The organism is Persicobacter psychrovividus (genome assembly GCF_036492425.1).
GTDB classification, from domain to species: Bacteria; Bacteroidota; Bacteroidia; order Cytophagales; family Cyclobacteriaceae; genus Persicobacter; species Persicobacter psychrovividus.
Map to the genome: position 1 here is coordinate 870,544 of NZ_AP025292.1, position 11,841 is coordinate 882,384.

Genomic DNA, 11,841 nt, shown 5'->3' on the forward strand with positions numbered 1-11,841 from the left:
AATCAGAGCACAATATTGTAAGAATGATCTAAATGTACAATGCTGTGTTTTCAAAATTAGAAAGTATTCCGCTAAATTGCAGTTGTGAAAAAATATTTTTTAATACCGATACTGATTTCTCTTTTGGTTGCCTGCGATCCAGAGGAGCACAGAACGCCCAAGCCTGATGGCTTGTTGCCTAAAAATGAGATGGTTCAGCTCATGATCGACTTTTACGTCTTGGAAGCAAAGGTGAAAGAGGTTCGTGTAGGTCGTGATTCGGCAAATGCCTTGTATCATCAGCTTGAACCACTAATTTATAAAAAACATCAGGTGGATTCTACACTTTATAAACAAAGTATGGATTATTACCTTGGGGAGCCAGAAACTATGGAGGCACTGTATGCCGCCATCGTGGACAGCCTCAGTTTGCAGGAGCGCCTGGTGAATGAAAAAGAGAAAAAGCAAAAACAGGAGCTGAAAAAAGTCGATAGAAAGAAATAGGCCGTTGCTGTTTTGCACATAAAAAGGAGAAAATAATAGATGCTATATCCCCGAAGTTTTGAGGAGAAGTTAGGTTTTGACCGTATTCGTGATTTAGTCAAGGACAATTGCCTGAGTCGTTTAGGGGTCAGTTATGCGGAAAAGATGCGCTTTTCCAAAAATTTTGATCAGCTGAATACCTGGTTGTTGCAGACCGAGGAATTTCGGCAGATCCTAACCTCAGGAGAGTCTTTTCCCAATTCAAATTATATTGATGCCACTTCGGCATTGGACAAAGCGTCCTTACAGGGGACGTTCCTTACTCAGGAAGAATTTTTCGATTTGTTGTTGTCGCTGAAAACCATCGACGACATCGTGCGATTTTTCAAAGGTAAGCAGGAAGACTATCCGCTGTTGGCTGAAATCAGTGGAGCGGTATTTTTCAATCAGCAACTGGTGCAGCAAATCGAAAGCAAGATCGATGAAAAAGGTCAGCTGAGGAATAATGCAAGTGCCGAGCTACAGCAAATCAGGGGTAAAATTCAGGGGCAACAGGTGCAATTGCGCCGTGTGCTGGACAGGATCCTTCGCGATGCCAAAGCCAAAGGTTACACCAAAGATGATGTTACGCCAACGATCCGCGATGGCCGAATGGTCATTCCCGTAAGTGTAGCTTACAAACGTTCGATCAAGGGTTTTGTGCACGATGAATCCTCTACGGGGCAGACCGTTTATTTGGAGCCTGCTGAAGTGCTCGAGGTTAATAACATGATCCGAGAGCTGGAGTATGAAGAGCGCCGTGAGATCGTTCGTATCCTGACCGTGCTGACTGACGCCGTTCGCCCTGAAATTGAGTTTTTGCGCAAAGCTTATCGTTTCATGGGGCTGATGGATTTTATCCGTGCAAAAGCAAAACTGGCGGTAAAGATTGAGGCCAATAAACCAGAGATTCATAATCGGACGATGGTGGATTGGTACAATTCCCGTCACCCATTGCTATGGTTGTCCTTTCAGGAACAAGGTAAAAATATTGTACCGCTGAACGTTCGATTGTCTTCCCAACAGCGAATTTTGCTGATTTCAGGACCTAACGCTGGGGGTAAATCTGTTTGTGTGAAGTCTGTAGGCTTAGTGCAATACATGATGCAGTGCGGGCTCTTGGTGCCGATGGATGCCCACTCAAAAATGGGAATTTTCCAGAATATTTTCCTGGACATTGGCGATGAACAGTCGATCGATAATGACCTTTCAACCTACTCTTCACACCTGACGAATATGCGTCATTTTGTCAATAATGGCAATAAACGTACTTTGGTGCTGATTGATGAGTTTGGTACAGGTACAGAGCCTCAGTTTGGTGGGGCAATTGCCGAATCGCTGTTGAGTCAGTTTGCGGAAATGGGCATGTTTGGTGTAATCAACACCCACTATGGCAACCTGAAACGCTTTGCGGATAAAACCAAAGGGCTGGTTAATGGAGCGATGCGCTTTGATCTGGAAAAACTCGAACCGATGTTTCAGTTGGAAATCGGAAAGCCAGGAAGCTCTTTTGCTTTGGAAATTGCCAGAAAGATTGGCCTGCCGAAGGATGTACTGGAGGCCGCACAGGATATGGTAGGGGTGGATCAGGTGAAGCTCGATAAAATGCTGGGGCAGTTGGAGAGTGAAAAACGAAAACTCGAAGAACGCAACAAGAAGGCTGAAGACCGTGACCGTCGTCTGAAGTTGCGCATGCAGGAATATGAGGAGGCGAAGACCAAACTGGACGACCGCCGCAAAGATCTGATTGATGACGCCCGCCGCGAGGCCAAGGGAATTGTGGAAGGGGCGAATCGTCGGGTGGAATTGGCGATTAAGGAAATTAAAGAAACCAAAGCTTCGAAAGAACAGACCCGACAGGTACGTGAGCAGTTGTCGAAATACAAAGACAACATCAAGGTAACAAAGCGGAAGTTGCCCAATGCGGAGGTAAAGGAAGCGGAATACATCGTTGAAGGTGGCCCGATAAAAGTAGGCAACTATGTTCGGGTGAAAGATTCTGGCACTATTGGCGAGGTACTTGGCGTTCGGGGTAAGGATCTTGAAATCTCGCTTGGCGGACTGAAAACGAAGGTAAAAATGACCCGCGTGGAGAAAGTCTCGAAGCGTGAGCAGAAGAAAGAAGAGAAGGAGCGCACGAAGCGTTTCGGCATGAAAGGGATTGACATTAATGCCAAAATGTCGAATTACAACTCGAACTTGGATATCCGTGGACGTCGGGGCGAAGAAATCTTCTTCGAGGTGCAAAACTTTGTCGATGAGGGCGCAATGCTCGGCTTTGATGAGTTGCGAATTGTGCACGGAAAAGGCGATGGCATCCTAAGGGATGTGGTCAGAAATATCCTCGATACCATGTCGCAGGTTCGTTCATATAAGGATGAACATGTGGAGCGTGGAGGCGCAGGTGTTACTGTGGTGCAGATTAAAGGTTGATCAAGCAATCGCGAGAGTCTCTCTTGTGGTAGCTGAGAAAATTTATAGATATATGAAAAGGAGGCCTCGGGCTTCCTTTTTTGTTTTTACCGCAATACTGGTTCGAGGGTCTCGCTTGGATTAGTCCTTCGGTAAATCAACAGTCCAAGCGTGATGCTTGAACTAATAGATCTAATAAATAAAATCTGTGGAAATCTGCGTAATCCGTGAACAATAAATAAATCATGGAAATTCTTCTAACCAAGGAAATCATGGTCTTTATTATCCCTCCAATTGTATCGCATCTCCTACCAATGAAAACAAAAAATCCTTTGTCAAAAAATGGATTTTGTGCAATTTGAAAATCAATCCTATCAACCCTAAAATCAACCTGATGAACTTTATTTTAAAACGTGTTTTGCCTATTGCCCTGATTATTTTCACTTGCTCAATGGGTATTTATTGGTATTTCGGTGGATTCGATGCCGTTGCCGTGGAACGCAAAGAACAGGCGATGCAATATCCTTTGCAGGGCTTAAAGTATGAAGGTAGGATGGGGAGTCCCTTGTTTCAGCAAGCCTTTGAAGCGGTGCGTGATCAGGTTAAAGCAGGGAATTTATCGGCGCCTTTGGTAGTGGTGCAGTATCCTGCGAAAGATGCCGAACATGCCGATGTTTTTATCGGAGGCATCAGCACGGGCAAGGCGCTCGATAGTATGGAGCATTTGACGATTCAGGCTAATCGCTATTATGAAGTGAACTTGGGTACAAGCAGTTTTGTCAAGCCCCGACCTGATCAGGTGTTGGAATTAATTCAGCAAGAAAGCATAAAGCGTCAGGAAAGTTTACAACCTTATTCGTTGGAATTGTATTTCCCTGATAACCATGTAGTGGTTCAAGTTCCTGTTAAACCCTGAAAATCATGAAAGCGATCTTCAAATTGATCCGTCTGAACAACCTGTTGATCGTCGCCTTTACACAGGTGCTGGTTGCTGGTGCCTTAGTGCGCATTGACTTGCTGAACGAGAACAACTGGCTTCCGCTTGGCGTGTTGATTATCTCTACCATTCTTATTGCCGCTGGCGGTTATATTATCAATGATTATTACGACATTAAAATTGATTATGTCAATCGCCCAGACCGAGTAACCATTGGCACAATCATTACTCGACGGGAAGCCATGGCGATGCATTTTGTCGTTACCCTGATCGGCCTGTTACTGGCATTGCTCCTTTCCTGGAAAACGGGATTAATTGCGCTCTTTTGTGCCTATTTTTTATGGTACTATTCCCGGTATCTAAAGAAAAAGCCATTGGTCGGGAACATTATAGTGGCACTCCTGACGGCACTTTCGCTGATGCAGGTGGCGGTTTATTACCAAAAATCCTATATGATTACAGGGATTTATGCCGTGTTCGCCTTCGCGTTAAGTCTGATTCGGGAGCTGATCAAAGATATGGAAGATGTGGATGGCGACCGAATGCATGGTGGCAGAACGGTTCCAATTTTATGGGGAATTCCCAAAACCAAGAAGTTGTTACTGGGTTTTATTGTCCTGTTTATCACTCTGATGATGACCTGGATGTCGGTGGCAGATAATCAACGGCTGAACGTTTATTTTATGCTTTTGAGTCTGCCCTTGATGCTGGTGGTGGCCTATCTTTTTCGGGCAGATACCAAAAAGCACTACCACAGATTAAGTCTTTTTTGTAAATTATTGATGCTCGGTGGTGTGTTGAGTATGTTAATGATCGCCTGATCGAAAACTATTGAAGTCAACGTCTTGTTTCCTTTTCATCAGTGTAGCGCGTTAAAACAGATAACAGAAAATCTCTTGGGGAAACTTGAGGGATTTTTTTATTTTTTGTACTTTTTTCATTTATATTAAGTACTTTTCAAATATCAGCCTTTAACCGCTTTATGCCTACCTACTCAAAATTAGCCATGCTATTGGCTGTTGTACTTTTTAGTTCCTTCGATAGCTACGCTCAAATTTCAGGACAAATTCTGGATAGCGAGCAAACTCCTGTTCCTTTTTGTAACATTTTATTATTGTCCACTTCGGATAGTACCATGATTTCTGGAGGGGTATCCGATGAGCAAGGGAAGTTTACTTTAGCGCTCAAATCGCAAGATCAGCCGTTGTTGATTTATGTGTCTGCGATTGGGTATGAGCCTTATTATTCACCCAAAATTATCGACATTCAGGTTGCTCAATCAATCGTTTTGAAAAAAGCCGATCAGCTATTGAATGAGGTTACGGTCAAGGGAAAACGATCGCCTATTCGGTTGGAGGTCGATCGGAAAATAGTCGATGCCTCGGCGATTGAAGGGGCGTCGGTGGCATTGGATCTAGTGGGGCATCTTCCTGGGGTTAAAATGGACCTTGAGGGGAATATCAAATACCGCAATCATTTATCTTTTATGGTGTTCATTGATGGAGAACCTGCTGAAGGAGGGGTGGATCAGTTGCGGAACATCCCTGTGGAGAAAATTCAGCAGATCGAACTGATTACCAATCCTGGCGCTGAGTTTTCGGCTTCAGGTTTGGCGGGTATCATCAATGTGGTGCAAAAGCGATCGTATTTTGAAGGGTATTCATTGAATGCCTCTACCACCTGGAATACCCTTGGAGGGAAGGATGTCGGAAGTTATTTTGAAATGGAGGGCAAGAAAATGGGCTGGTCTGTTTCGGCGCGTTATGGGGATAAGGTTTTTGGTAACTATCAATTGACGGGAAATCAAAAGTCGGATGATGGTGCTGAAATCCAACGTGATGAAAAATACACCGCAGGGGCAGAGTATGCGATGGTTAATTATGATTTTTTCTACAAATGGAAAAGCAATAATCAATTTACAATCCGTGGAGGACTCACCCCAATCACTTCCCGAAACACCAATAAAATGACAGGTGAGAATGTGATTGTTTCGGATAATCATACGCCCCAAACGACCAATTTCGACCTCAATAACAGTTCGCAGATCATTAATGGAAATGCCCGACTGGATTATTATTTCAATGATTCTCCTGCGAATAATCTCAAGGTTAATTTCAATTATTTTTCATTTTTAAGACAGTCCGCAGAAACCCTCGATAATGAGTTTTTGAGTGCAGATCAAAGATTGACGGCGGGTTATTCCAAGTTGGTGGACGCAGAGCATTCCATTACTGCAAAATTGGGTGGGACGCATACATTAACCGAAAATATGAAACTGAATTGGGGAGGGGAGTTTGATCAGAATTCCATGAAGGGACTGCATCTGGAGAATAATGTGGAGGGAGGTTCAACCGCTCTACCCGACCAATACGCTCCTTATTTTGATCAATATGTTTATAGTGTCTATACCTCATTGAAGGGCAAAGTTGGCGAGGTTTCGGGGCAGTTGGGATTACGGTATGAGATAACCGATCGTAAAACTGCGGTGGTGGATCAGACTAACGGCGGTGCAGAAAGTACGCTATACGATCATCATTTTAACAATCTCTTTCCTTCCTTGCACCTGAAAAGAAATGTGGGTGAACACCATGAATTTGGGTTGTCTTATGCCCGTAGAATTGATCGTCCTTATTATTTTCAGTTTCTACCGATACAACATTTTGTTGAAACTTACCTTGTGGAAACAGGTAATCCGTCTTTATTGCCTGCGCTGACCGATACCTACACGCTGAGTTATTTTTTCTATGACAAGTGGAATTTCAGCTTCGATGCCTTTTTCAATCAGACCGTGAACCATACGACTTATGTTTATGAGTCGATGGGGGCGGGGATTTTTAATCGACAGTTGGTCAATACAGGTTCTGCGAATAACCTTGGGGTAGAAAGCAGTGTCAATGTGCCGATTTTTTCCTGGTGGGATGTAAGCACCTCTGTGGCCTTTTATCACCATCAGTTGCATTTGACTTACCTTTCAGAAAATCAATATCAGCGAAATTTGAATAAGGAATTGAATTTGACCAATAATTTCAGCCTTCCTTTGGGCTTTTCATTGGATATGATGCTCGATTATCAAGGAAAACAGGTCTTGCCTCAGGGATACACGAAGCCTTACACAACGATGGATTTGAGGGTAGGAAAGGCTTTTGGGAAAAAAGAGCATTTCCGAATGAGCATCAGCGTGAACAATATACTCAATAGTAATCAGGTGGTAACCATTATGGAGGATGATGGCTTTTCTACTTTTTCTGATGTGCGGTATGAGCCTTTCGCCACCTTCAGATTGGCTTATAATTTTCAGAAAAGTAAATAAAGGGGAGGAGGCTTATCTGTTGGCCTCCCTCATATTTTTGATCTCCTCTTCATGAATTCTTGCGCTTTGAGCAATTTGGGCATTGGTAAGTACGTTCATTTCAAGAAGGCTTTTAATGAACTCTAATTTCTCCTTCTCAATCCCGACCTTCTCAGCCTCACTCTTAGCCGTTTCGATCACATTAAACAAATCTCTTTGAATTTTTAGTTGATGATCCTCTATGTTCATTATATGGATTGACTGTTTTACAAATTAAGGTCTTTTCTGATTTTCTTCACTTGATCTTCGGTAACCCTTGCACTTTGAGCAATTTGAGTATCTGTAAGAACATTCATTTGGATGAGGCTTTTGATGAATTCAGTTTTTTCATTTTGAGCTCCTTTTTCAATTCCAATCTTTTCCCCTTTTTCGATTCCAATCTTCTCTCCCTTCTCAATCCCGACCTTCTCAGCCTCACTCTTAGCCGTTTCAATCACATTAAACAAATCTCTTTGAATTTTTAGTTGATGATCCTCTATGTTCATTATATGGATTGACTGTTTTACAAATTAAGGTCTTTTCTGATTTTCTTCACTTGATCTTCTGTAACCCTTGCACTTTGGGCAATTTGAGCGTCAGAAAGAACATTCATTTGGATGAGGCTTTTGATGAACTCATTTTTTTCATTTTGAGCTCCTTTTTCAATCCCAATCTTCTCCGCTTCACTCTTAGCCGTTTCAATCACATTGAATAGGTCGCGATAAACCTTCAGAGAAGCTTCGTACGCCTTTCTTTCGACAGGAGTGTAATGCGCAATTTCGGCATTGTCGAAAAATTTGGTAAAGATCCTTTCTTGAAGCTGTGCAGGACGATCCTGAAGTTTTTCCAAATTGCGCAACAGGTACAGCCATTTGTCAAACTTGCTTTCTAATTCGTGGAGCTCCTTGGTGAATTTTGGGGTCTCCAAATAGATAAAGGTTAGTTTATCGTAAAAGACCTCTTTGGTTTCGGTTTCTAACAGCTGGACATGGTGGAGCAGTTTGTCCTTGTTTTCATCTTTTTCATCAAAAACAAAATCCATGATGCCGATGGTGTAAACGCTTTTGAGTTTGAATTTCCAATCTTTTCCTGGCTCGGCTTGTTCCTGAATCGGGAAGGTGGAATAATACAGACTGCGGTCTTTGAAATATTTTTGCTTGGCGCGCTGAAGCTCAATAATGAAGGTTTCTCCCGCTTCATTCTGACAGAACAAATCAAAAATAGCTTTTCGTTCTTCGGGAGTGCGAGGCAAATGCTCGTTGTTTTGATAACTCAACTCCTTGATTTGATCCTCTTCGGGCAACAACTGATTCAGAAAATCAATTAACAGGTCTTTATTCGCTTCTTCTCCAAAAAGCTTCTTAAAACCAAAATCGGTGAACGGATTAATGAATTTGCTAAGCATTGTTTTTCCCTCAAACTGAAAATCTAAAACATTTCACGGGCAAGATAATAAATGTCGGGCGATTTCGGCAACGTATTTGCCAACCCTCAGCAGGTGTTAAAATAATCTTTTACCTTTCGAAAAGAATAATAGCAGATTCTTGCCGAAGCGTTTGATTATAAAGCTAAAACACCTATATTTGCATTCCGTTTGTGTAAACGGAGCTTAATTATTTGAATAATTTATTATTTACAAATGTACGCAATTGTAGAAATAGCCGGTAAGCAGTTCAAAGTAACGCAAGATCAGTATATTTACGCTCCAAAAATGGAGGGTGAAGCTGGCGCTTCCGTAGAGTTCGGCAAAGTATTGTTGGTTGACGCTGACGGTCAAGTCGAAGTAGGTGCTCCTGTTGTTGAAGGTGCTAAAGTTTCAGCAGAGATTGTTGAGCACGTTAAAGGTGACAAAGTGATCGTTTTCAAAAAGAAACGTCGCAAAGGTTACAAGGTGAAAAATGGTCACCGTCAACAATTCACAAAGGTAGTAATTAAAGGTATCTCTAAATAATTTGAACAATGGCTCACAAGAAAGGTGTAGGTAGTTCTAAGAACGGTCGCGAATCAGAATCAAAACGATTAGGCGTAAAAATCTTTGGTGGTCAAGCAGCTATCGCTGGTAACATCATCGTACGTCAGCGTGGTACAAAACACCACCCAGGTGAAAATGTAGGTATCGGTAAAGATCATACATTGTTCGCATTGGTGGATGGTAAAGTTTCTTTCCGCAAAGGATATAAAAACCGTTCATTTGTTTCAGTTCTTCCAGTAGAAGCTGAAGCTTAAGAGAAAACGATTTTACAAAGAATTGGAAAAGCTCATCATTTATTTGATGGGCTTTTTTTATAGCCTATTTTTTTATTTAGCCTTGGTTCAAGCGTCCCATTTGGGGCAGGCAGGGTTAATATCTTGTAGGAAGAATGTAAGAATATAATTTTCTACTGTGTAGGGACGTTGCATGCAACGTCCGTACCGGTAGGTACAAAAATATTTGATCGACTAAGGTATTCCGAATTAGAAAAGTTTAATATTCAGAGACAGGAAGTAGTTTTCATCCCTATAAAAAAACAAAAAATCATGGTAATCCTTTTAATCAAGGTAATCATGGTCTATTTCTCTCCTTTAATATTTTGCCTATTAGCCCTTCCTAAAAGATTAATATTTATATTTGCACTTTGATTTTTTTAGGTAATAGTAGAGGCAAGTGAAAGTTTTGATCGTCGAAGACAATACCGCCCTGTCGAGTGGTATTGTCAGTTATCTCAAACCGATGGGTTATTTTTGTGAGGTTTGTGAAGAAGTAAAGTCAGCTATTGAGAAAATACAATTGTACGATTACGATTGTATTTTATTGGACATCGGATTACCCGATGGCTCGGGTTTGGAGGTGTTGAGTTTTATCAAAGAACAGGGTAAGGCAGATGGCGTTTTGATTATTTCTGCAAAAAATGCCTTGGATGATCGCTTGGAAGGACTGCGATTGGGAGCTGATGATTATCTGACCAAACCCTTCGACTTAGCCGAACTTTCCATGCGGGTATTGGCCATTACCCGCCGGCGAAGATTCGAAGGAAACAACATTATTCGTATCGGCGATCTGCGTATTGACCTGATAGAAAAGCAGGTGTTTTGTGGTGATGAGCCTGTCCCACAATTGACCGCCACTGAATTTCAGCTGTTGTTGTTTTTTGCATCCTCCAAAGAACGGGTGGTTTCGAAAATGGCCATTGCTGAGCACTTGGTAGGCGATCATGCCGACCTGATGGACAACTTTGACTTCGTCTATGCACATATCAAAAACCTGAAACGTAAGCTCAAGAAGGTCGGGCTCGAGCATTTGATTCAGACCATTTACGGTATGGGCTACAAATTAAGCGAGGTAGAGGCATGAAGCTGATTCATAAAACAGGGCAATTTTATTCCTTGCTGTCGTTGGCGATTTTATTGCTGACCATTCCGATTTTTTATGTGATGGTCAATCGGTTGTGGATTGATGATGTGGATGAAAGTTTGTGGGCGCAAAAGGAAAAAATTACCAATGCCCTACACGATCACCCGGAGATGATTGACGAACTATCTGCCACTTTGAAATTTGTTGATCTTGCCATTACCCTAAATCCAATTCCTGAAGATTCTCTTTTCGTTGATGACCTTTATACCGCGCTATGGTGGGATCATGAGCATCAGGAGGATGAGCCTTTTCGGGTGCTTGATACGCGAATTACTGCCAATGGAGGCACTTACCACCTTCGTGTAATGCATGATTTGGTGGAGAACGAAGACTTGGTCATGGGGATTTTCCTGGTAGAGGTCGGTGTGATGCTGGTTTTTTTATTGATGTTTTTGGTGCTGAACAACTACCTTTCCAAACGGATGTGGATGCCTTTTTTTCAGTTGATTGATACCTTAAGAAAATTCCGCGTCGATCGATCAGTTTCCTTGAAGTTTGCCCCTGTTGAGATCGATGAATTCAACGCTTTGGGCGGTGCAATTGAACATTTGACCAATGAAAATCATAAGATCTTTCAGTCGCAAAAGGCCTTTACCGAAAACGCTTCGCATGAGTTGCAGACCCCTCTGGCAGTGATGAAAAATCAGCTTGAATTGTTGATGCAGACCAAAGACCTCAATCCTGAGGCGTATCCCTATATCGAAATTATGGAGATGAACCTGCGTTACATGTCTAAGCTGAGTAAAAATTTGCTTTGGTTGTCTAAGATCGAAAATGGGCAGTTTGAACAGAAAACAAAGCTGAACCTGACGGACTTGATCAAAGGGCAATGCCGAGTTTTTGAGGAGCAACTTTCTTTACAAGGCATAGACTTGCAAATGGAACTTCAGCAAGAAGTGGAGATCGAGGCGGTGGCGACGCTATGGCAATCTTTGGTATTGAACTTTCTGACCAATGCCATAAAATACAATGTAGCGAATGGCTTTATAAAAATAGTATTGAATGGGAAATCCTTTCAGGTGATCAATACAGGTGGGTTTCAGCCTTTGGATGGGCAGAAGATTCGTGAGCGTTTTTATAAAGGACAACAGCAAAGTGCAAAGAGTTCGGGCTTGGGACTGTCGATTGTGCATGAGATTTGTCAGCGGATGGAATATGACTTTTCTTATCAGTATCAAAAGCCGAATATTCATCTTTTTAAGATTTATTTTTAGGATATAGATAAAATTCAAAATCTCTTCAGAATTGGTTGATAGCTTGCGGACAAATATT

At 42.1% G+C, this 11,841-nt stretch carries 12 protein-coding genes; 9 read left to right on the top strand and 3 right to left on the bottom strand.

Features of this window, described 5'->3' with window-relative positions; all coding sequences use genetic code 11:
* Positions 1-84 precede the first annotated feature (84 nt).
* From AABK40_RS03865 to AABK40_RS03885, 5 genes are all read left to right on the top strand, one after another.
* Complete coding sequence (locus tag AABK40_RS03865) at positions 85-483, top strand: DUF4296 domain-containing protein (RefSeq protein WP_332922113.1); 399 nt, start codon at positions 85-87, stop codon at positions 481-483.
* A gap of 39 nt (positions 484-522) precedes the next feature.
* Positions 523-2,934 (top strand): endonuclease MutS2, encoded by a 2,412-nt coding sequence (locus AABK40_RS03870; protein WP_338397686.1) that lies wholly within the window; start codon positions 523-525, stop codon positions 2,932-2,934.
* Positions 2,935-3,307: 373 nt separating this feature from the next.
* Positions 3,308-3,829, top strand: a complete 522-nt coding sequence (locus AABK40_RS03875; protein WP_338397687.1) for a hypothetical protein — start codon at positions 3,308-3,310, stop codon at positions 3,827-3,829.
* A 5-nt stretch (positions 3,830-3,834) separates the two neighbouring features.
* The gene (locus tag AABK40_RS03880) at positions 3,835-4,671 is read left to right on the top strand and encodes a geranylgeranylglycerol-phosphate geranylgeranyltransferase (RefSeq protein WP_338397688.1); all 837 of its coding nucleotides are present in this window, start codon (positions 3,835-3,837) and stop codon (positions 4,669-4,671) included.
* Positions 4,672-4,832: 161 nt separating this feature from the next.
* The gene (locus AABK40_RS03885; RefSeq protein ID WP_338397689.1) at positions 4,833-7,160 is read left to right on the top strand and encodes a TonB-dependent receptor; all 2,328 of its coding nucleotides are present in this window, start codon (positions 4,833-4,835) and stop codon (positions 7,158-7,160) included.
* Positions 7,161-7,172: 12 nt separating this feature from the next.
* Here the strand turns inward: AABK40_RS03885 and AABK40_RS03890 are convergent, their stop codons facing one another.
* Genes AABK40_RS03890 through AABK40_RS03900 form a run of 3 tightly spaced genes read right to left on the bottom strand, consistent with a single transcriptional unit; the run spans position 7,173 to position 8,583 of the window.
* Entirely contained in the window at positions 7,173-7,388 is a 216-nt protein-coding gene (locus AABK40_RS03890; RefSeq protein WP_338397690.1) for a hypothetical protein, read from the bottom strand.
* A gap of 17 nt (positions 7,389-7,405) precedes the next feature.
* On the bottom strand, positions 7,406-7,684 hold the full coding sequence (locus AABK40_RS03895) for an RpnC/YadD family protein (protein ID WP_338397691.1): 279 nt from the start codon (positions 7,682-7,684) through the stop codon (positions 7,406-7,408).
* A gap of 17 nt (positions 7,685-7,701) precedes the next feature.
* Positions 7,702-8,583, bottom strand: a complete 882-nt coding sequence (locus tag AABK40_RS03900) for an Rpn family recombination-promoting nuclease/putative transposase (protein ID WP_338397692.1) — start codon at positions 8,581-8,583, stop codon at positions 7,702-7,704.
* Between the two features lie 234 nt (positions 8,584-8,817).
* On the opposite strand from AABK40_RS03900, the gene rplU reads away from it, so the two are divergent.
* The 4 genes from rplU (at position 8,818) to AABK40_RS03920 (ending at position 11,783) form a co-directional block, all read left to right on the top strand.
* Complete coding sequence (gene rplU, locus AABK40_RS03905) at positions 8,818-9,129, top strand: 50S ribosomal protein L21 (protein ID WP_332922105.1); 312 nt, start codon at positions 8,818-8,820, stop codon at positions 9,127-9,129.
* An 8-nt stretch (positions 9,130-9,137) separates the two neighbouring features.
* Entirely contained in the window at positions 9,138-9,404 is a 267-nt protein-coding gene (gene rpmA, locus AABK40_RS03910; protein WP_332922104.1) for a 50S ribosomal protein L27, read from the top strand.
* Between the two features lie 418 nt (positions 9,405-9,822).
* Positions 9,823-10,509 carry a response regulator transcription factor gene (locus AABK40_RS03915; RefSeq protein ID WP_338397693.1) on the top strand — a complete coding sequence of 229 codons (687 nt, stop codon included), beginning with the start codon at positions 9,823-9,825 and terminating at the stop codon, positions 10,507-10,509.
* The gene (locus tag AABK40_RS03920; RefSeq protein WP_338397694.1) at positions 10,506-11,783 is read left to right on the top strand and encodes a sensor histidine kinase; all 1,278 of its coding nucleotides are present in this window, start codon (positions 10,506-10,508) and stop codon (positions 11,781-11,783) included. Before AABK40_RS03915 ends, AABK40_RS03920 begins: the two co-directional genes overlap by 4 nt.
* The last annotated feature ends 58 nt before the right edge of the window (positions 11,784-11,841 follow it).

What these genes read in the sequence shown, in the direction of transcription:
- AABK40_RS03880 (WP_338397688.1), top strand. Translation starts at nt 3,835, where the DNA reads ATGAAAGCGATCTTCAAATTGATCCGTCTGAACAACCTGTTGATCGTC.
- AABK40_RS03920 (WP_338397694.1), top strand. Translation starts at nt 10,506, where the DNA reads ATGAAGCTGATTCATAAAACAGGGCAATTTTATTCCTTGCTGTCGTTG.
- AABK40_RS03875 (WP_338397687.1), top strand. Translation starts at nt 3,308, where the DNA reads ATGAACTTTATTTTAAAACGTGTTTTGCCTATTGCCCTGATTATTTTC.
- AABK40_RS03895 (WP_338397691.1), bottom strand. Translation starts at nt 7,684, where the DNA reads ATGAACATAGAGGATCATCAACTAAAAATTCAAAGAGATTTGTTTAAT.
- AABK40_RS03870 (WP_338397686.1), top strand. Translation starts at nt 523, where the DNA reads ATGCTATATCCCCGAAGTTTTGAGGAGAAGTTAGGTTTTGACCGTATT.
- AABK40_RS03885 (WP_338397689.1), top strand. Translation starts at nt 4,833, where the DNA reads ATGCCTACCTACTCAAAATTAGCCATGCTATTGGCTGTTGTACTTTTT.
- AABK40_RS03900 (WP_338397692.1), bottom strand. Translation starts at nt 8,583, where the DNA reads ATGCTTAGCAAATTCATTAATCCGTTCACCGATTTTGGTTTTAAGAAG.
- rpmA (WP_332922104.1), top strand. Translation starts at nt 9,138, where the DNA reads ATGGCTCACAAGAAAGGTGTAGGTAGTTCTAAGAACGGTCGCGAATCA.
- rplU (WP_332922105.1), top strand. Translation starts at nt 8,818, where the DNA reads ATGTACGCAATTGTAGAAATAGCCGGTAAGCAGTTCAAAGTAACGCAA.
- AABK40_RS03890 (WP_338397690.1), bottom strand. Translation starts at nt 7,388, where the DNA reads ATGAACATAGAGGATCATCAACTAAAAATTCAAAGAGATTTGTTTAAT.